Raw genomic sequence first — 17,521 nt, 5'->3', positions numbered from 1 at the left:
GCTGGCATGAACGCCATCGTGTTCGACCAGGTCAGCAAGCGCTACGGGGACGTGCTTGCCGTCGACGACCTCTCGCTCGCCATCGAGCCGGGCAAGACCGTGGCTCTGCTCGGCCCCAACGGCGCCGGCAAGTCCACCTCGATCAACATGCTGCTCGGCCTGCTGCGTCCCACCAGCGGCACGATCACCATCCACGGCCGCACGCCCGACCACGCGGTGCGCGCCGGCGAGCTGGGCGCGATGCTCCAGAACGGCGCCCTCATCCCCGAGCTGTCGGTCAAGGAGCTCATCGACCTCGTCCGCCGGCTCTACCCCGACCCGCTGCCGCTGGCCGAGATCCTCAAGCTGGCCGACCTGTCGGACCTGGTCAAGCGGCGCGCGAACAAGCTGTCCGGCGGCCAGACGCAGCGCGTCAGGTTCGCCCTGGCCATCGCGGGCGCGCCGAAGATCCTGCTGCTCGACGAGCCCACCGCCGCCATGGACGTGGAATCCAGGCTGCGGTTCTGGGCCAGCATGCACGACTACGCCGCCGGCGGCAGGACCGTGCTGTTCGCCACCCACTACCTGGAGGAGGCCGACGCGCACTCCGACCGGGTGATCGTCATCGCCCGCGGCCGGCTGGCCGCCGACGGCACCGCCGCCGAGATCAAGGCGGGCGTGGGCGGCCAGGTCGTCCGCTTCACGCTGGGCGACCAGCCCGCGGCCGGGCTCGACCGGCTGCCCGGCGTCACCGCCGTCGAGGTCGCCGCCGGCACCGCCACGCTGCACACCTCCGACCCCGACGCGACCGTGGCCGCCCTGTTCCGGGGCACCGAGCTCGACGTACGGGGCCTCCAGCTCACCGGCGCCGACCTCGAAGACGCCTTCCTCGCGCTCACCAGGGAGTCCTGATGCTGTTCTACGCCAAGACCGAGGCGATGCGCATGCTGCGCAACCGGCGCTACATCATCTTCGTGGTCATCTTCCCGGTCGTGCTGTACCTGATCAACGCCAACATCTACGGCAAGCAGACCGACGGCGCCGGGGTGAGCTACAGCGTCGTGCTGATGGTCTCCATGGCCGCCTACGGGGCGCTGGCCTCGTCGATGATGAGCTCGGCGGTGCCGTGGGCGACCGAACGGCAGTCCGGCTGGCTGCGCCAGCTCCAGATCACCCCGCTGCCCAACTGGATGATCATCGCGACCAAGCTCGGCACCGCCATGCTGCTCGTGCTGCCCTCGCTGCTGCTGGTGGCCGTCGTCGGGATCGTCCAGCAGGGCGTGTCGATGCCGGTCGGCCGGTGGGTGCCGCTGCTGCTGGCCATGTGGCTGGGGACGATCCCGTTCATCGCGCTGGGCCTGGCGATCGGGTCGCTGCTGACGGCCGACGCCGCGCAGCCGGCCGCGATGATCTGCATGTTCGTCCTGGCCATCGCGGGCGGCCTGTGGTTCCCGCCGGAGGTGTTCGGCGACACCATGCGGACCGTGGCCGACGTCATGCCCTCCTACCACTACGCGAGCCTCGGCTGGAGCATCGTCGCCGGGCACGGCGTCGCGCTGACCGACGTGCTGGTGGTCGGCGGATGGGCGGTCGTCCTGGGCGGGGCTGCCGCCTACCTCTACCGCCGGGCTACTGTTCGGGCATGAGTTTCGCCGACAAGCTGCACTTCGGTGACGGGCGGCCGTCGCCCAGGCGGCGGTTGCTCGGGATGTCCGTCGGCATGGTCTACCTCGTCTTCCCGATCGCCGAGATCGTCGCGGGCGATGTCACGGGGGCCAGGGCGGTCTGGGGGGCCGCGGCGCTGGTCGCGTTCATCGGCTGCTTCGTCGGCACGGTGATCAGCGCCAAGAGCTTCCACGAGCGCTCGCGCGCCACCTTCCCCCTGCTCGGCGTGACCGCGGTGATCGCGGTGGTCAGCGCGTTCGCCTTCGGCGGCGCCTGGCTCACGCTGCCGGTCTACACGGTCGTGCTCTACGGGTTCACCCTCCCGCCCGCCTGGGCGCTGGCCGGGGTGGGGGTGAACCTGGCGGTGGTGGTGGCGGCCGGGGTGCTGACCGGCGACGAGTTCGCCGGCGTCATCGTCCTGGGGCTGCAGGTCGTCACGCTGGGCGTGCTGTTCATCAGCATCCGCAACAGCCGGGTGCTGACGTTGCGGCTGCAGGAGGCGCAGGGCGAGGTGGCCAGGCTGGCGGCCACGGAGGAGCGCCTGCGCATCGCCCGCGACCTGCACGACCTGCTCGGCCACAGCCTGTCGCTGATCGTGCTCAAGAGCGAGCTGGCCGGGCGGCTGGCCGAGGAGTCGCCGCAGGTGCGGCAGGAGATCGCCGACATCGAGTCGGTGGCCAGGCAGGCGCTGGTGGAGGTGCGCGAGGCGGTCACCGGCTACCGGCAGCGCAGCCTGTCGGAGGAGATCGACGGCGCCCGGTCGGTGCTGCGCGCGGCGGGCGTGCGGGCCGAGGTGCGGGTGTCCGGCACACCGCTGCCCGACCTGCTCGACGGGCTGTTCGGCTGGGCGGTGCGCGAGGGCGTCACCAACGTCGTACGGCACGCGCGGGCCGCCCGCTGCGAGATCCAGGTGACGTACGACGGCGAACACGCCACCCTTGAGATCATGGACGACGGACGCGGCGGCGAGCCGCAGGGCACCGGCAGCGGGCTCAGCGGCCTGCGCGAACGGGTGACGGGCGCGGGCGGCACCATGGAGGCCGGCGGCGCGCCCAAGGGCGGGTTCCGGCTGCGGGTGCTCGTGCCGGTCAGGGTGGGGACGGCCGCGTGATCCGGGTGATGCTGGCCGAGGACCAGGGCATGATCCGCGGCGCGCTGGCCTCGCTGCTGGGCCTGGAGCCCGACATCGAGGTGGTCGGCGAGGCCGCCGACGGGGAGGAGGCCGTGGCCGTCGCGGTCGCCGCGACCCCCGACATCGCGCTGCTCGACATCGAGATGCCCGGCAAGGACGGCCTCACCGCCGCCGCCGAGATCGCCGCCCGGGTGCCGGGCTGCCGGGTGATGATCCTGACCACGTTCGGGCGGCCCGGCTACCTGCGTACCGCGATGGAGGCCGGGGCGGTGGCGTTCCTGGTCAAGGACAGCCCGGCCAAGGACCTCGCGGCGGCCATCCGCCGGGTGCAGGCCGGGGAGCGGGTCATCGACCCTGGGCTGGCCGCGGCGGCGCTGAGCGCGGGGCCGAACCCGCTGTCGGCGCGCGAGCGCGACGTGCTGGCCGCCGCCGCCGACGGCTCCACGATCGGGGACATCGCCCGCCGCCTGCACCTGTCGGAGGGCACGGTACGCAACTACCTGTCCTCGGCCATCCAGAAGACGCACGCGCGCAACCGCATCGAGGCCGTGCGTCGGGCCAAGGCACAGGGCTGGGTCTGACAGGGCTGGGTCCAGCCGTGTCTCACGTCCGCATGGCGGCGATCTGCCGGATCAGGTCCGACACCCGGACGATGCCCAGGCAGCGGTTGAGCTCGTCGGTGACCACCAGGTCGTCGTAGATGCGGGCCGCGTCCCGGCCGGCGGCCTGCATGGCGGCGATGGCGGGGGTCGTCCTCGGGACCGTGCGCGGCGGGTCGGCCAGGCGCTGGGCGGGCTTGGCGCCGTGCAGGGCGTGGCCGTACCGGGCGGCGAAGGACAGCAGGAAGCGGCTGCGGTCGAGGCTGCCCTTGGGGCGCTGGTACTCGTCCACCAGGATCACGCTGGTGATCGTGGGCTCGTGCCCGAACGCCGCCACGACCTCCTCCGCCTTGGCCCCGGCCGGCAGCGTCACCGCCGGGAGCAGCAGCTCCTGCACCCGCGGGCCGAGCATCAGCGTGTCCGGCGACTCGTCGGCCACCGGGAGCGGCACCCGGATCTTGCCGTCGGGGCCGGGCGCCAGCAGCGGGCCGTGGGCCAGGCGCACGCCCAGGCCGCGGGCCACCGCCACCTGCCCCTCGCGCTCGACGCCCGGGGCCAGCACGTGCGCGCCGATCCCGCGGGCCAGCGTCACCACCGCGCGCGCCACGGCCGCCGCCCGGTGGTCGCCGGGCAACCTGGTCACCAGCTCCTCGTCCAGCGCCAGCAGGTACGGCGCGGAGTCGGTGACGACGTCCAGCGCCGGGCCGCCCGCGCCCACGTCGGCGAAGCCCAGCAGGTAGCCGATCGTGCGCAGCCCGTCCAGGGCCACCTTCAGCAGGCGGCGGTCCTGCTCCTGGCACGTTCCGGTGAGCATCAGGATCGCCTCACGAGGATGCCTGCCCGCCCGCCGCAGGGCCTCGTGGAGTGGCGCCAGCGCCCCGGCGCCCGAGAGCACCACGTGCAGGGGCAGCGGCAGCACCATGGGCAGCGGAGCCGCCCGGAGCACGCCCGCCGGGTCGACGACGGCCGGCTGCGCGATGACGGCCCCGGTGTCGAGATCCACTACGGGGCTGGTGAGCAGGGAGGACACGTTCAGATGATCCGACCGGCACGGTTACGGCAGAAGCCCCCCGAAACGAAGTTCACCGACATTTCCGCTATAGTTCCCCCCTTCTCGTGAAGGGAATGTCGTTCGGTTACCCTTCCCGCATGAGCGCGCGTCCGGCCAGAGGCGGCGGCCGCTGGGTCACGGTGCCGCCCGAGCGCGTGCACCCCTGGATCGACGGGTTCGCCGGCCGCCACGGGCCCTTCGAGGCCGCCGGCGACGACCGCGTGGTCCGCCTGACCGCCGCCGACGGCGCGCTGGCCGAGCTGCACGTGCCGTTCCCGCCCATGACCCCCGGCCCGCCGCACGTGACCAGGCTGGTCGCGCACGCGCAGGCCGCCCGGCGGGTGGGCGTGCTGCTGGTCCGGCTCGGCGGTTACGCGGCCGGGGTGTTCCACGGCGCCGAGCTGCTCGACTCCAAGGTCGGCTCGCGGCTGGTGCAGGGCCGTACGGCGGCCGGCGGGTGGTCGCAGCAGCGCTTCGCCAGGAGGCGGCAGAAGCAGGCGGCCCAGGCGTTCGACAGCGCGGCGGAGACGGCGGTGCGGGTGCTCGTGCCGCGGCTCGGGGAGCTGGAGGCGGTGGTGCTCGGCGGCGACCGGCGGGCGGTCGACGCGCTGCGCGGCGACCGGCGGCTCGCGCCGGTGTTCGCGCTGGAGAGCGAGCCGTTCCTGGTGGTGCCCGACCCGAGGCTCGCGGTCCTGCGCGAGGCGCCCGCCCGGTTCCGGGCCGTCCGGATCCGGGTGGTCGACCCGTCCTGAGCCCTGCGGGGTCCGTCGAGCGGTCAGGACGCGAAGGCGTCGGCGTGGTCGGCGACGAAGGCGGCCAGGGTGCGCGGCGGGCGGCCGGTGACGTCCTGGACGGTCGTGGTGATCTCCGCCCAGCCGGTCCGGCTCAGCGTCGCCTGCGTGGTGGCCAGCTCGGTGGCGAACGGCTCCGGGATCCCCTGCCCGGCCAGCCGCGCGGCCATCTCGGGCACCGGCAGGTCCACGTAGGTCACGGGCCGCCCGAGCACGCCGGTCAGCGTCGCCGCGATCTCCTCGTGGGTGGGCGATTCCGGGCCGGTCAGCAGGTACGAGCCCGACGGGCCCACCGGCCGGGTCAGCAGGGCGGCGGCCACGGCGGCGATGTCCCTGGCGTCGATGTAGTTCATCCCGCCGCTGCCCCAGGAGCCGTGGAAGCGGTCGCCGCGCACCTCGGCGAGCAGGTTCTGCATGAACCCGGTCGGCTGCAGGACGGCGTGCGGCACGCCGGAGGCCCGCAGGTGCTCGTCGACCTCGCCGTGGGGCCCGGCGCTGAGCGCGGCGCCGGGGGCGGCGTCGCGCACCGAGACCTCGACGATCTGCGCCACGCCCGCCTCGGCGGCCAGGTCGATGACCTGGTTGAGCCGCTCGGCGAACCCGGGGAACGGCGAGCTGTTGAGGAACAGCCGGTCGCCGGGGGACAGCAGCCGGCCGATCGTCTCCGGCCGGGTGAAGTCGCCGACGGCGTGCCGTACGCCCAGGTCGGCGGGGGTGCGCGACACCGCGAGCACGTCCTGGTCGGCGAGCTGGGCGACCAGGGCCCGGCCGATGGAACCGGTCGCGCCGGTGATCACGATCATGATGGGCCTCCTAAGTGGAACCTCTTCTTCCGCTTGGCCGGACGGTACACTAAGCGGAAACGATCCGTCCACTTAGGAGGTCGCGACGTGCGCGCGGACGCCAGAAGGAACCTGGTCAAGATCCTCGACGCGGCCGCCCGGGTGATGGCCGAGCGCGGCGTCAACGCGCCCATGGAGCTCATCGCGCGGCAGGCCGGCGTCGGAGTCGGCACCCTGTACCGTCGCTTCCCCGACCGCGACGCGCTCATCGCCGCGCTGGGCGAGCATTACGTCCAGTCGCTGGCCGAGGCCCTGGAGCACGCCGTCGACGGCGAGCGGGACGCCTGGAGCGCGCTGCGCGGCTTCGTGCTGTGGGCCGCCGCCCCCGGCCGCGTCGCGCTGGCCGCCGCCCTCGCCCACCTGCCGCAGGAGGCCGTCGCGGGCACGGCGGAGTTCGCCGAGAGCAAGGAGCGCTGGGTGGAGCTGCTCCAGGGGCTCGTGCGCCGGGCCCAGGCGGAGGGCGGCATGCGTCCCGACGTGACCTGGGAGGACGTCGTCAGCCTGCTCAACGTCTTCACCTGCCACCCCGGGGGGCTGCCCGCCCCCGTGGCCGCCCGTCCGGAGAAGTACCTGCACCTCATGCTCGACGGGATGGCCGCCGGCGCCGCGACGTCGCTGCCCGCCTGACGGCACCCGTCACACGCGTACCGGAGAGCACCTGGAGCCCCTATAAGCAGAGGTAGCGCCTGGCACGAGGGCCCTACACTGATCTGTATGCATACTCCCGATTGACCGGCGGTCGCACGCCCAATCCTCGTTTCCTAGCTCGGGAGTGTCCGCCAATATGATCATCGCCAGTGACATCGAGCTGCGCGCGGGCGCGCGCCTGCTCATCGAGAACGCCTCCTTCCGGGTCAACCCCGGCGACAAGATAGGTCTGGTCGGCCGCAACGGCGCGGGCAAGACCACCCTGACCAAGGTGCTCGCGGGGGAGGCGCTGCCGGCCGCGGGCTCGGTCACCTCCTCCGGCAGCATCGGCTACCTGCCCCAGGACCCCCGTACGGGCGACCTGCAGGTGCTGGCCCGCGACCGCATCCTGTCGGCGCGCGGCCTCGACGAGGTCCTGCGCAAGCTGCGCGAGGCCGAGGTCGGCATGTCCTCCGCCGACGAGCGCACCCGCGAGAAGGCCGTCAAGCAGTACGGCAGGCTCGAAGACCAGATGCACGTGCTGGGCGGCTACGCGGCCGAGTCCGAGGCCGCCTCCATCGCCTCCAGCCTCGGCCTGCCCGACCGGGTCCTCGGCCAGACGTTGCAAACGCTTTCCGGCGGTCAGCGGCGCCGCGTGGAATTGGCGCGAATTCTTTTCAGCGGAGCGGAAACTCTCCTTCTCGACGAGCCGACAAACCACCTAGATGCGGACTCAATCGGGTGGCTTCGTGATTTTTTGCGATCTCATCAAGGTGGCTTGGTGATCATCAGTCACGACGTCGGCCTTCTTGAAGCCACGGTCAACAAGGTCCTCCACCTCGACGCCAACCGTTCGGTGATCGACCACTACAACGTCGGCTGGACGGCCTACCTGGCCCAGCGCGAGACCGACGAGAAGCGCAGGAAGCGCGAGCGCGCCAACGCCGAGAAGCAGGCGGGCGCGCTGCTGGCCCAGGCCGACAAGATGCGCGCCAAGGCCACCAAGGCCAAGGCGGCCCAGGACATGATGCGCCGCGCCCACCGCCTGCTGGCCGGCACCGAGGAGGAGCGCCAGAGCGACAAGGTCGCCCGCCTGCGCTTCCCCGAGCCCCTGCCGTGCGGCCGCACGCCGCTCATGGCCGAGGGCCTGTCGAAGTCCTACGGCTCCCTGGAGGTGTTCACCGACGTCAACGTGGCCATCGACCGAGGTCACAGGGTCGTCATCCTCGGCCTCAACGGCGCCGGCAAGACCACGCTGCTGCGCATACTCGGCGGCATCGAGTCTCCCGACACCGGCGAGCTGCGGCCCGGCCACGGCCTGAAGGTCGGCTACTACGCCCAGGAGCACGAGACCCTCGACCCCTCCCGCACGCTGCTGGAGAACATGCGCTCGGCGGGCGGCGAGTTCACCGACACCGAGCTGCGCAAGGTCCTCGGCTCCTTCCTGTTCTCCGGCGACGACGTCGACAAGCCCGCCGGCGTCCTGTCCGGCGGCGAGAAGACCCGGCTCGCGCTGGCGATCCTGGTGCTGTCGAGCGCCAACGTCCTGCTGCTCGACGAGCCCACGAACAACCTCGATCCGGTCAGCCGCGAGCAGGTTCTCAACGCTCTGAGGTCGTATTCAGGAGCAATCGTCCTCGTCACCCATGACGAGGGTGCCGTTGACGCCTTGTCACCGGATAGGGTGATCTTGCTGCCTGACGGAACTGAAGACGCGTGGAGCGACGAATTTTCCGATCTTGTGGCACTTGCCTGATCTTAATTTGAGTGGGTACGGATCTTTTCCCGTGGAGTAGGTAGCCGATCCCGCTGAAATGACTGATCATGGCGGAGTAACGCTGCGGAAGTCCGGCACTACAGGAGGTACTCGTGGCCGAGACACTGAAGAAGGGCACCCGGGTCACCGGGGCCGACCGGGAAAAACTGGCCGGCGATCTCAAGAAGCGCTATGCGCAGGGCGAGAGCATCCGCGCCCTGGCCGCTTCGACCGGTCGGTCCTACGGGTTCATCCACCGCATCCTTAGCGAGTCCGGTGTGACTCTGCGCGGGCGCGGCGGGGCGACTCGAGGCAAGTCCAAGCGCTGACGGCTGCCTCGGAACGTGCGACCGCAGCCGCCCGTCCCTAGTCAGCCGCTGTCGCGCCCGAGCCAGAATCATATTCTGTAAGCTCGGGCGCGACGGTCAGCCTTGGTGGCGCACCCCGTGCGCGACCGGACACAGGGAGCAGGCGATGGCGGAAGCACAGGCACCACGGCGCGGGGGGAACGCGGAGGACGTCTCTGCCGAAAGGCTGGCGGAGATCGGGCTTCGCCATGAGGTGGACGGTGAGATAGCGACGATCACGCTGGACCGGCCGGAAAAGCGCAACGCCCAGACGTTCGCGACATGGTCGGCGTTGGCTCGCATCGGGGAGAGCCTTCCCGAACAGGTGCGCGTCGTCGTCGTGAAAGGTGAGGGACCGTCCTTCTCGGCAGGAATCGACCTGCGGATGTTCACACCGGAGGGAGTGCCCGGACAGGGCTCGTTCAGCTCGGCCGCCGCAACCGACGGCGAGACCTTCGAGCAGCGCATACGTCAGGCACAGGACGGTTTCCTGTGGCTGCGCCGCCCGGAGATCGTCTCCATCGCCGCCGTGCAGGGGCACGCGATCGGCGCGGGGTTCCAGCTCGCGCTCGCCTGTGACCTGCGGATTGTGGCCGACGACGTCACCTTCTGCATGAAAGAGCCCGCACTGGGCCTGGTCCCGGATCTGACGGGGACCAAACCGCTGGTCGAGCTGGTCGGACTGGCCAAGGCGATCGACATCTGCCTGACCGCCAGGAACGTGTACGCCGAGGAGGCCATGCGCATCGGCCTCGCGGAGCAGGTGGTCGCCGGGGGCGACCTGGACAAGACCGTACAGAACAAGATCGCGGAGCTGCTGTCGACGAACCGGGACGCGGCGGTGGCGACGAAGCGCCTCCTCCAGGGGGCGCGGGCGCGCACCCTGGAGGAGCAGAGTGCGGCCGAGGGCAGGGAGCAGGCCAAGCGCGTCAAGGCCCTGTTCGGCCCGCGGTAGGACGGCCGGAGGCGGGGCTCCGGTTCGCCGTGAGCGGATCGCGGAATCGCCGCAGGCCCTCGCGACGCTGATCCGGGGGAGGAGGAGGGATCCCCCGTATGGCGATGATGGGAGGGGGCTTCGGCCCTCAGGTCTGGTCGTCACTGCGCCGTGACGGCTCGGTGACCAAGCAGCGCATCGCGCCGGGCACGGTCCGGCGCATCGGCCGGCACGCGCGCCCGCACATCAGGAAGATCGCGGCGTTCCTGCTGCTCGTGGTGGCCGGGGCGGTGATCGTGGTGGCCAACCCGCTGCTGATGAAGGCGATCATCGACGACGGCATCCTGACCCGCCGCACCGACGTGGTGATCGGCCTGGCGGTGGCCATCGCGGCGCTCGCGGTCCTCGACGCCGCCCTGACGCTGGCGCAGCGCTGGTTCTCCGCCCGCATCGGCGAGGGGCTCATCTACGACCTGCGCACCGAGGTCTTCGACCACGTGCAGCGCATGCCGGTGGCCTTCTTCATGCGGGCGCAGACCGGCGCGCTGGTCAGCCGGCTCAACAGCGACGTGATCGGCGCCCAGCGGGCGCTGACCAGCACGCTGTCGTCCGTGGTGTCCAACGTGGTCAGCCTGGTGCTGGTGCTGGGCGCGATGCTGGCGCTGTCGTGGCAGGTCACGCTGGTCGCGCTGGTGCTGCTGCCGATCTTCATCGTGCCCGCCAAGTACGTCGGCCGGCGCATGTCCGCGCTGACCCGCGAGCAGATGCAGCTCGACGCCGAGATGAGCTCGGTCACCACCGAGCGGTTCAACGTGGCCGGCGCGATGGTCGCCAAGCTCTACGGCAGGCCCGAGGACGACGCGGCCACCTACGCCGCCCGGGCCGGGCGCGTCCGCGACGTCGGCGTGACCGTCGGCATGTACGGCACGGTCTTCCGGGTCGCGCTCGGCCTGGTCGCCGCCCTGGCCACCGCGCTGGTCTACGGCATCGGCGGCGTGCTGGCCGTCGGCGGCGCCTTCGAGCTGGGCACGCTGGTGGCCCTGACCGCCCTGCTGATGCGCCTGTACGGCCCGCTGACGTCCCTGTCCAACGTGCACGTCGACGTGATGACGGCGCTGGTCAGCTTCGACCGCGTCTTCGAGATCCTCGACCTCAAGCCGATGGTCGCGCAGCGGCCCGGCGCGCGTCCGGTGCCCGAGGGCCCGGTCACCGTCGAGTTCGACGACGTGCGCTTCCGCTACCCGGCGGCCGAGGAGGTCTCGCTGGCCTCCCTGGAGTCGGTGGCCCGCCAGGACTCCGGGGGCCCGTCGCAGGAGGTGCTGAAGGGCGTCTCCTTCACCGCCCGGCCCGGCGAGATGATCGCGCTGGTCGGCCACTCCGGCGCGGGCAAGACCACCATCACCTCCCTGGTCTCCCGGCTCTACGACGTCAACGCGGGGGCCGTCCGGATCAACGGGCTCGACGTGCGCGAGGCCACGCTCGACTCGCTGCGCGACACCGTCGGCGTCGTCATGCAGGACGCCCACCTGTTCCACGACACGATCGGGGCCAACCTCCGCTACGCCAGGCCCGGCGCGAGCGAGGAGGAGATCCGCGACGCGCTTCGGGCCGCGCAGATCGGCGACCTCGTCGAGGGGCTGCCCGACGGGCTCGACACCGTCGTCGGCGACCGCGGCTACCGGCTGTCCGGCGGCGAGAAGCAGCGGCTCGCGCTGGCCAGGCTGTTGCTGAAGGCGCCGCGCGTGGTCGTGCTCGACGAGGCGACCGCGCACCTCGACTCCGAGTCCGAGGCGGCCGTGCAGCTCGCGCTCAAGACGGCCCTGCACGGCCGTACGTCGCTGGTCATCGCCCACCGGCTGTCCACGATCAGGGAGGCCGACGAGATCCTGGTCGTGCACGACGGGCGCGTGGCCGAGCGCGGCCGGCACGAGGAGCTGCTGGCCCGCGGCGGCCACTACGCCGAGCTCTACCGCACCCAGTTCAGCTCGGGAGATAGCCCAGCCGGGTGAGCTCCTGCCGGGCGACCTTCTCCACCAGCTCCAGGTCGGCCGGCCGCAGCCGGGCCCGCCAGGCGCCGACCTCGGGGGCGCGCGAGCCGTACAGCGCGACCTTGGACACGCGCGTCTCCAGGAACTCGGTGAGCGCGGCGAGCGTGTCGGCGGGCTTCAGCGCCAGGTCCTCGTAGCGGACGGTGAGGAGCTGCCGCTCGGGCAGCTCGCGGCGCAGCTCGGCGCTCAGCCGCACGGCGCTGCGCCAGCGCAGCGCCGCCTTGCCCGCCGCGGGCATGCCCTTCCACCGGTCGAGGTGCTCGTCCTTGTTGACGCCGAGGAAGGCGTTGGGGAACTCGGTGCTGTCGGAGAGCATCGCGGGCTTGAACCAGGCCAGGCACGCCGGGTCGCCGAGCATGCCGGCGACGGCGTCCCTGCCGTCCCTGATGAGCTGGACGAACCGGGCGTCGGGGAACGCCTGGAGCAGCACGGGCGCGCTGTAGAGCAGGTCGGGGCTGCCGTCGCCGAACCGCGTCACCTCGCCGGGCTCCACGCACGGTCCGCTGCCGGTCACGCCGCCCGCCTCCCGGCACGGCTCGGCGCACTGCCCGCACGACCGCGCGGAGACCTGCCAGGACTCGGCCAGCGCGTCGCGCAGCACGCGGACCGCGCCCGACGTGCGGCCGATGGACGGTTTGCGGGCGAAGGCGTACACGACGTGCGCCACGCTCGCCCGGCCGGTCGTGACGTGGAAGCCGGGGGAGCGTTTGAGGGCGCGGGCCAGCAGGTCCGCGCCGGAGTGCGGGGCGCCGAGCAGGAAGACGGGCCTGCGGACCTTGATGCCGTTGACCACGAGGATGTGGGGCGGAAGTCGCATACTGGACCACAAGTGTGACACCGTTTGGCAGGTGAACGAGCCAATCAGCGTTTCGGTGCTTACCCGGGCCCCGGCGCTCCCAGGCGTGCAGGAGTTGACCGATGCAGCAAGGTGACACCGTGGCGATCGTCATGCCGTCGGGGCCGCCCTCACCCGTCCTGTTCCAGCGCGGCGTCGAGCGGTTGGAGGCCCTCGGGCTGAAGGTGGTGGCCGGGGCGCACGCGCTCGACCGCCAGGACCTCGACTACCTGGCCGGCCAGGACGCCGCCCGCGCCGCCGACCTCCAGGCCGCCTGGTGCGACCCGGCCGTGTCGGTGGTGTTCTGCGGCCGGGGCGGCTACGGCGCGGCCCGGCTGCTCGGCCTGCTCGACTGGGACGCCATGCGCGCGGCCGGCCCCAAGGTGCTGGTCGGGTCGAGCGACATCACGGCCCTGCACAACGCCTTCGCGATCGAGCTGGGCGTACCCACGCTGCACGGGCCGATGACGGCCTGCGACACGATCGCCGCCGAGGAGGGTCCCGAGCCGCGTTCGTGGGAGAGCCTGCTGGCGGCGCTGGCGGGGGAGAGCGCGACCGTGCGGGGCGACCGGGTGCTGGTGCCCGGACGGGCCGAGGGCGTGCTCACCGGGGGCAACCTGTCGCTGCTGGCCTCGATGTGCGGCACCCGGTACCAGCCCTCCTTCGACGGCAAGCTGGTGCTGCTGGAGGACATCGGGGAGGAGCCGTACCGGATCGACCGGATGCTGACGCAACTGCTGCAGGCCGGGGCGTTCGACGGCGTGCGCGGGATCGCGCTCGGGTCGTGGGTGGACTGCGGCGATCCGTACCCGGTGCTGGCGGACCGGCTGGCGCCGCTGGGGGTGCCGGTGGTGGCCGGGCTTCCGGTGGGGCACGGGTCACCACAGATGAGCGTGTGGCTGGGGGAGCTTGGGGCTATCGATACCGAATCGTGCTCCCTGGCTGGTCCGTTCCGCGACGGCGAGCAGGCAAGGTAGGAAGACACCTAAAGGGACGAATCCGACAGAGGGGACGGTGTGTGAGCTTCTTCAGGCGTGACCGGGAGCCCTCCCGCCGGCCGATCGAGGACGTCGACCTCGACTCCCTGCTCGGCCTCGTCGCGGAGTCCCTGGGGTTCGTGTGCGAGTTCGCCCGCGACGGCGCGTCGCTGAGCCTGCGCGGCGACGGCGTCGCGGAGCTGGTGGTGAAGCTGACCGGGCTGCGCCGCGAGGCCGGCCGCCGGGCCAGGGAGGACTGGCCGGTGCTGGTCTCCGAGCACCTCGCGCACGCCCTGGCCACCGCCGGCGAGCGTTACGACGCCTGCGACCTCGACCAGGCCGCGCCGCTGCTGCGCACCCGGGTGGAGGCGGTGGACGAGGTCCCCGACCTGACCCGGGTGGTGGGGCGGCACCTCAACGCCGACCTGGTGGAGCTGCTGACCGTCGGCTCCCGCCTGGTGCGGCCCGAGGAGGCCGGCTGCTGGCCCGTCCCGACGGCCCAGGCGCTCGACCTGGCCGTGGCGAACGTCCGGCGGGCCGAGCGGCTGCAGGTCGAGCGCATCGAGCTGGGCGGCACGCCGGTGATCCGGCTGACCGGCGCGAGCCCGTCGGCCGCCACGCATCTGCGCTGGCTCGGCGACCACCTCACGGTGCCCGCCGACGGGGTGCTGGTGGTGCTGCCGGACCCGTACACGGTGCTGGTGCGGCCGGTGGACGGCATCGGGGTGGTGCGCGCCATCGAGCGGCTGCGGGTGCACGCGGCCCGCACCGGCGGGCTGAGCGCGCAGGTCTACTGGTGGCACCAGGGACGGCTGACGCTGATCAAGGCCGACATCGTGTTGCAGCAGGGGCAGACGAGGCTGGTGGTGGCGCCGCCGCCGGAGTTCGCCCGCATCCTCGCCCGCCTGGCCGTCTGAGCGCCCTTGTAGCGGCCCGCCTGGTCAGTGGCGGCGCAGGACGGCGCAGCGGGTGCGGATCGTCTCGGCCTCGGCGTCGCCGAGCGTCTCGTAGCACTCCACGGCCCGCCGCCAGGCGTCCAGGGCGCCCGCGCGGTTCCCGGCGGCGGCGTGCGTCTCGCCGAGCCGGACCAGCGTCTGGGCGGCGGGGTGCAGGTCGTCGCAGGACAGCAGGAGCGCGGCCGCCCGCTCGTAGCAGGCCACCGCGCCCGCGCGGTCGCCCTTGGCCTCCAGCACGTACGCGATGCTGTCCCAGGCGTGGCCCTCGCCCTGGGCGTAGCCGAGGTCGGCCAGGATGCGCTGCGCCCGGCGGCAGTCGGCGTACGCCTGGTCGTACCGGCCGAGCTGGGCCCGCCACCAGCCCGCGGTGTTCAGCGCGCGGGCCTGGCCGATGGCGTCGCCGCCCTCCTCGAACAGCTCCTGGGCCCGCAGCGCGTGCCGCAGCTCCTCGCCCGGCCGCACCCGGCCGACCGCGACGGCCAGGCCGAGATGCAGGTGCGCCTCAAGGACCGGCTCGCCGAGGCCCTGGTGCAGCTCGACGGCCCGGTCGAAGTGCTCGACCGCCTGCCGGTCGGAGCCGAGCCTGGCGTGCGCGCGCGCCAGGCCGTTGTGGCATCCGGCCTGCGCCAGCCGGTCGCCGAGCCGCGCGGCGCACTCCAGCGCCACCGTCTGCACCCGCAGGTTCTCCTCCCACAGGCCGCGGCGCTGCATGAACTCGCCGAACCCCCAGGCGAGCTGCCAGGCGTGCCGGTCCAGCCCCGCCCGCGCGGCCTCGTCCACCAGCCCGGGCACCACCGCCGACTCCGCGGCGTACCAGCTCAGCGCCTCGGCCTGGCCGGTGAAGCGCTCCACGGTGACGCCGCGGGCGGGCCGCTCCCGCCGGACGCGCTCACGGTGGGGGTAGCAGGCGGCGCTGGCCGCGCAGGCCGAGTGCAGGTAGTGGTCCAGCAGGCGGCGGGTCGCGGCCTCGCGGGCGGCGAGCCGGTCGGTGGCGCGGGCCTGCTCGGCGGCGTAGGCCCGCAGCAGGTCGTGCAGCCTCGGGCGGTCGCGGGCGGACAGCTCGACGAGGTTGGCCCGGTGCAGAAGGTCCACGAGCCTGCGGGTCCGCTCCACGGGCAGGCCGGCCAGGCTCGCGACCGCGGCCGGCGGGAGGTGCGGGGGCGCCTGCCCGAGCAGGCGGAACAGCCGCGCCGCCGCCTGCGGGAGCTCCCGGTAGGACCGGCCGAACACGGCCCGCAGGTCGATCGCCGGATCGGCGTCGGCGAACGGCTCCAGGTCGGCGTCCGCGTGTTCCAGGTCGGCGGCGATGTCGGCCAGCGGCAGGTCGGACCTTCGTACCGTCCGGGCGGCGACGATGGCCAGGGCCAGCGGCAGCCGGCCGCACCGGTCGATGATCAGCTCCGCGGCCTCGGGCTCGGCGGCCAGGCGCGCCTCGCCCACCCGGGCGGCCAGGAGGTGGCGGGACTCGTCGGCGGTGAGGGTGTCCAGGTGCAGCAGGGACGCGCCCGTGGTGACCGACAGCGCGGGCAGCTCCGTCCGGCTGGTGATCAGCGTCAGGCAGCCGGGCGCGGTGGCCAGGAGGGGGGTGACCTGGTCGGCGGCGCGGGCGTCGTCCAGCAGGACGAGCACCCGGCGGGTGGCCAGCAGGCTGCGGTAGAGCCCGGTCCGGTCCTCGACGCCCAGCGGGATCCGGGACTCCGGCACGCCGAGCGCGCCCAGGAAGCGGGGCAGCACGGCGGAGGCGTCGGCCGGGTCGAGGGCGCCGAGATGGGCGTGGAGCTGACCGCCGGGGAACCGGTCGCGGTGGTGGTGCGCCCAGTGCAGCGCCAGCGAGGACTTGCCGACGCCGGGCGGTCCCGAGATCACCCAGACGGCCGCGGAACCGGCCAGGCGCTCCAGCTCGGCCTTGCGGCCCACGAAACCGGCGAGCCGGGCGGGCAACTGCGCCGGAACCGGCGGCACGGCCACACTCGGCGCCTCCCTGTCTGGTGTGTCCCTGTTCGGTGGGCCGGGGCGGGGCTCCGGCGTCGCCTGGCGGTCCGTCCCGCGGGTGCGGCCTGTCGCGCCGGTGCGCAGGAGCTGGTGGTGGAGGTCGCGGAGGGCGGCGCCGGGTTCGACGCCCAGCTCCTCGGCCAGGGTGCGGCGTACGCCGGCGTAGCGGGCCAGCGCCTCGGCGGTCCGGCCGCCCTCGTGCAGCGCCCCGATGAGCGCGGCGGCCACCAGCTCGTCCAGCGGGTACGCCTCGGCCAGCGGCGACAGTGCCGCGACCGCGGCCCCGGGGTCCTCGGCCGAGACCGTGCGGGCCCAGCGCAGCACGACCTCCTTGCGCTCCTCCCACAGCCGCCGCCGCACCCGCGCGGCCCATTCGCCCGGCAGCCCCGTCAGCGGGTCGCCGCGCCACAACGCCAGGGCCTCCTCCAGCGGCGGACGTGGATCGGCCGCCGTCGCCGCCTCCTCGGCCAGGCTCCGGAACCGCCGCAGGTCCACGCCCGGCTCGGCCACGTCGAGCAGATAACCGCCGACCCGGCGCAGCACGCGGCCCTCGTCGCCGAGCACCTCGCGGCGCAGCCGGGTGATGATCGTGTGCAGCGTGTTCCGGGCGCCCGGCGGCACCTGCTCGCCCCAGATCCGGGCCAGCAGCGTCTCGACGGGGACGACCCGGCCCACCTCCCAGGCCAGCGCGGCGAGCGCGAGCGCGGCCTGCGGGGGCCGTACCGGTCCGGTCTGATCCGCGCGCTCCAGCTCCACCGGTCCGAGCAACCGAATCATCATGATCTTCGAGCCTAATCAAGGGAGACCGGTTCATCCCGCGTTGTCATGTCTTCGAGATGGCATTGAGAAGTCATCGAGAAATCGCTCAGACGGCCGGCCGCTGGGTCGAGCGCGAGAACGGCCTGTGCCGCGACCACGGCGACCAGGGCGTCAGGTGCAACGGCTGGTCGACGTGCTGCCTGGCGGCATCGCGGTCTGCCTGTGGGCGCG

The 17,521-nt window shown here is 73.1% G+C and carries 16 protein-coding genes; 12 read left to right on the top strand and 4 right to left on the bottom strand.

Annotated elements, in window-relative coordinates; all coding sequences use genetic code 11:
- Positions 1-6: 6 nt before the first annotated feature.
- From ACIBQ8_RS35085 to ACIBQ8_RS35070, 4 genes are read left to right on the top strand one after another with little or no spacing between them, the layout of a single operon-like run.
- Positions 7-891 carry an ABC transporter ATP-binding protein gene (locus tag ACIBQ8_RS35085; RefSeq protein ID WP_397177232.1) on the top strand — a complete coding sequence of 295 codons (885 nt, stop codon included), beginning with the start codon at positions 7-9 and terminating at the stop codon, positions 889-891.
- The gene (locus ACIBQ8_RS35080) at positions 891-1,625 is read left to right on the top strand and encodes an ABC transporter permease (RefSeq protein WP_397194124.1); all 735 of its coding nucleotides are present in this window, start codon (positions 891-893) and stop codon (positions 1,623-1,625) included. The genes ACIBQ8_RS35085 and ACIBQ8_RS35080 overlap by 1 nt, the downstream gene beginning before the upstream one ends.
- On the top strand, positions 1,622-2,755 hold the full coding sequence (locus ACIBQ8_RS35075) for a sensor histidine kinase (RefSeq protein WP_397177236.1): 1,134 nt from the start codon (positions 1,622-1,624) through the stop codon (positions 2,753-2,755). Before ACIBQ8_RS35080 ends, ACIBQ8_RS35075 begins: the two co-directional genes overlap by 4 nt.
- Positions 2,752-3,357 (top strand): response regulator transcription factor, encoded by a 606-nt coding sequence (locus tag ACIBQ8_RS35070; RefSeq protein ID WP_397177238.1) that lies wholly within the window; start codon positions 2,752-2,754, stop codon positions 3,355-3,357. Before ACIBQ8_RS35075 ends, ACIBQ8_RS35070 begins: the two co-directional genes overlap by 4 nt.
- A gap of 22 nt (positions 3,358-3,379) precedes the next feature.
- Here ACIBQ8_RS35070 and ACIBQ8_RS35065 read toward each other — a convergent pair whose 3' ends face one another.
- Positions 3,380-4,405, bottom strand: a complete 1,026-nt coding sequence (locus ACIBQ8_RS35065; protein WP_397177240.1) for an EAL domain-containing protein — start codon at positions 4,403-4,405, stop codon at positions 3,380-3,382.
- Positions 4,406-4,524: 119 nt separating this feature from the next.
- Here ACIBQ8_RS35065 and ACIBQ8_RS35060 point away from each other — a divergent pair, with 119 nt between their 5' ends.
- Positions 4,525-5,178, top strand: coding sequence for an acVLRF1 family peptidyl-tRNA hydrolase (locus ACIBQ8_RS35060; RefSeq protein ID WP_397177242.1), 654 nt, complete (start codon positions 4,525-4,527; stop codon positions 5,176-5,178).
- A 23-nt stretch (positions 5,179-5,201) separates the two neighbouring features.
- Here ACIBQ8_RS35060 and ACIBQ8_RS35055 read toward each other — a convergent pair whose 3' ends face one another.
- Positions 5,202-6,020, bottom strand: a complete 819-nt coding sequence (locus ACIBQ8_RS35055; RefSeq protein ID WP_397194123.1) for an NAD(P)H-binding protein — start codon at positions 6,018-6,020, stop codon at positions 5,202-5,204.
- Positions 6,021-6,107: 87 nt separating this feature from the next.
- Between ACIBQ8_RS35055 and ACIBQ8_RS35050 the strand changes: the two genes are divergently transcribed.
- The 5 genes from ACIBQ8_RS35050 to ACIBQ8_RS35030 all read left to right on the top strand — a co-directional run bounded on the left by ACIBQ8_RS35050 (position 6,108) and on the right by ACIBQ8_RS35030 (position 11,732).
- A complete protein-coding gene (locus tag ACIBQ8_RS35050) occupies positions 6,108-6,686 on the top strand; it encodes a TetR/AcrR family transcriptional regulator (protein ID WP_397194122.1) in 579 nt (192 codons plus the stop codon).
- A 157-nt stretch (positions 6,687-6,843) separates the two neighbouring features.
- The gene (locus tag ACIBQ8_RS35045; RefSeq protein ID WP_352325517.1) at positions 6,844-8,442 is read left to right on the top strand and encodes an ABC-F family ATP-binding cassette domain-containing protein; all 1,599 of its coding nucleotides are present in this window, start codon (positions 6,844-6,846) and stop codon (positions 8,440-8,442) included.
- Between the two features lie 113 nt (positions 8,443-8,555).
- Positions 8,556-8,771 carry a helix-turn-helix domain-containing protein gene (locus ACIBQ8_RS35040; RefSeq protein ID WP_125642298.1) on the top strand — a complete coding sequence of 72 codons (216 nt, stop codon included), beginning with the start codon at positions 8,556-8,558 and terminating at the stop codon, positions 8,769-8,771.
- Positions 8,772-8,916: 145 nt separating this feature from the next.
- The gene (locus ACIBQ8_RS35035) at positions 8,917-9,744 is read left to right on the top strand and encodes an enoyl-CoA hydratase/isomerase family protein (RefSeq protein ID WP_397177247.1); all 828 of its coding nucleotides are present in this window, start codon (positions 8,917-8,919) and stop codon (positions 9,742-9,744) included.
- A 98-nt stretch (positions 9,745-9,842) separates the two neighbouring features.
- Positions 9,843-11,732: an ABC transporter ATP-binding protein gene (locus ACIBQ8_RS35030; RefSeq protein WP_397177249.1), complete on the top strand. Its 1,890-nt coding sequence runs from the start codon at positions 9,843-9,845 to the stop codon at positions 11,730-11,732.
- Here ACIBQ8_RS35030 and ACIBQ8_RS35025 read toward each other — a convergent pair.
- Positions 11,704-12,588 carry a sulfotransferase family protein gene (locus tag ACIBQ8_RS35025; RefSeq protein WP_397194121.1) on the bottom strand — a complete coding sequence of 295 codons (885 nt, stop codon included), beginning with the start codon at positions 12,586-12,588 and terminating at the stop codon, positions 11,704-11,706. The two genes, ACIBQ8_RS35030 and ACIBQ8_RS35025, sit on opposite strands and share 29 nt — an antisense overlap.
- 101 nt (positions 12,589-12,689) lie before the next feature.
- Between ACIBQ8_RS35025 and ACIBQ8_RS35020 the strand changes: the two genes are divergently transcribed.
- Both ACIBQ8_RS35020 and ACIBQ8_RS35015 read left to right on the top strand, forming a co-directional pair.
- Positions 12,690-13,583, top strand: a complete 894-nt coding sequence (locus tag ACIBQ8_RS35020) for an LD-carboxypeptidase (RefSeq protein ID WP_397194120.1) — start codon at positions 12,690-12,692, stop codon at positions 13,581-13,583.
- A gap of 41 nt (positions 13,584-13,624) precedes the next feature.
- On the top strand, positions 13,625-14,500 hold the full coding sequence (locus ACIBQ8_RS35015) for a hypothetical protein (protein WP_397194119.1): 876 nt from the start codon (positions 13,625-13,627) through the stop codon (positions 14,498-14,500).
- Between the two features lie 24 nt (positions 14,501-14,524).
- On the opposite strand, the gene ACIBQ8_RS35010 is transcribed toward ACIBQ8_RS35015, so the two are convergent.
- Entirely contained in the window at positions 14,525-17,311 is a 2,787-nt protein-coding gene (locus ACIBQ8_RS35010; protein ID WP_397194118.1) for an AfsR/SARP family transcriptional regulator, read from the bottom strand.
- Positions 17,312-17,521 lie beyond the last annotated feature (210 nt).

Source organism: Nonomuraea sp. NPDC049646 (assembly GCF_044465525.1).
Taxonomy (GTDB): Bacteria; Actinomycetota; Actinomycetes; order Streptosporangiales; family Streptosporangiaceae; genus Nonomuraea.
The sequence above is the reverse complement of the archived record's forward strand: the minus strand, read 5'-3'. Positions and strand labels throughout refer to the sequence as shown.

Bases quoted from the DNA above. Each gene is read 5' to 3' on its own strand.
- ACIBQ8_RS35045 (WP_352325517.1), top strand. From the start codon at position 6,844: ATGATCATCGCCAGTGACATCGAGCTGCGCGCGGGCGCGCGCCTGCTC.
- ACIBQ8_RS35085 (WP_397177232.1), top strand. From the start codon at position 7: ATGAACGCCATCGTGTTCGACCAGGTCAGCAAGCGCTACGGGGACGTG.
- ACIBQ8_RS35020 (WP_397194120.1), top strand. From the start codon at position 12,690: ATGCAGCAAGGTGACACCGTGGCGATCGTCATGCCGTCGGGGCCGCCC.
- ACIBQ8_RS35035 (WP_397177247.1), top strand. From the start codon at position 8,917: ATGGCGGAAGCACAGGCACCACGGCGCGGGGGGAACGCGGAGGACGTC.
- ACIBQ8_RS35010 (WP_397194118.1), bottom strand. From the start codon at position 17,311: ATGATGATTCGGTTGCTCGGACCGGTGGAGCTGGAGCGCGCGGATCAG.
- ACIBQ8_RS35025 (WP_397194121.1), bottom strand. From the start codon at position 12,588: ATGCGACTTCCGCCCCACATCCTCGTGGTCAACGGCATCAAGGTCCGC.
- ACIBQ8_RS35075 (WP_397177236.1), top strand. From the start codon at position 1,622: ATGAGTTTCGCCGACAAGCTGCACTTCGGTGACGGGCGGCCGTCGCCC.
- ACIBQ8_RS35055 (WP_397194123.1), bottom strand. From the start codon at position 6,020: ATGATCGTGATCACCGGCGCGACCGGTTCCATCGGCCGGGCCCTGGTC.
- ACIBQ8_RS35080 (WP_397194124.1), top strand. From the start codon at position 891: ATGCTGTTCTACGCCAAGACCGAGGCGATGCGCATGCTGCGCAACCGG.
- ACIBQ8_RS35030 (WP_397177249.1), top strand. From the start codon at position 9,843: ATGGCGATGATGGGAGGGGGCTTCGGCCCTCAGGTCTGGTCGTCACTG.
- ACIBQ8_RS35060 (WP_397177242.1), top strand. From the start codon at position 4,525: ATGAGCGCGCGTCCGGCCAGAGGCGGCGGCCGCTGGGTCACGGTGCCG.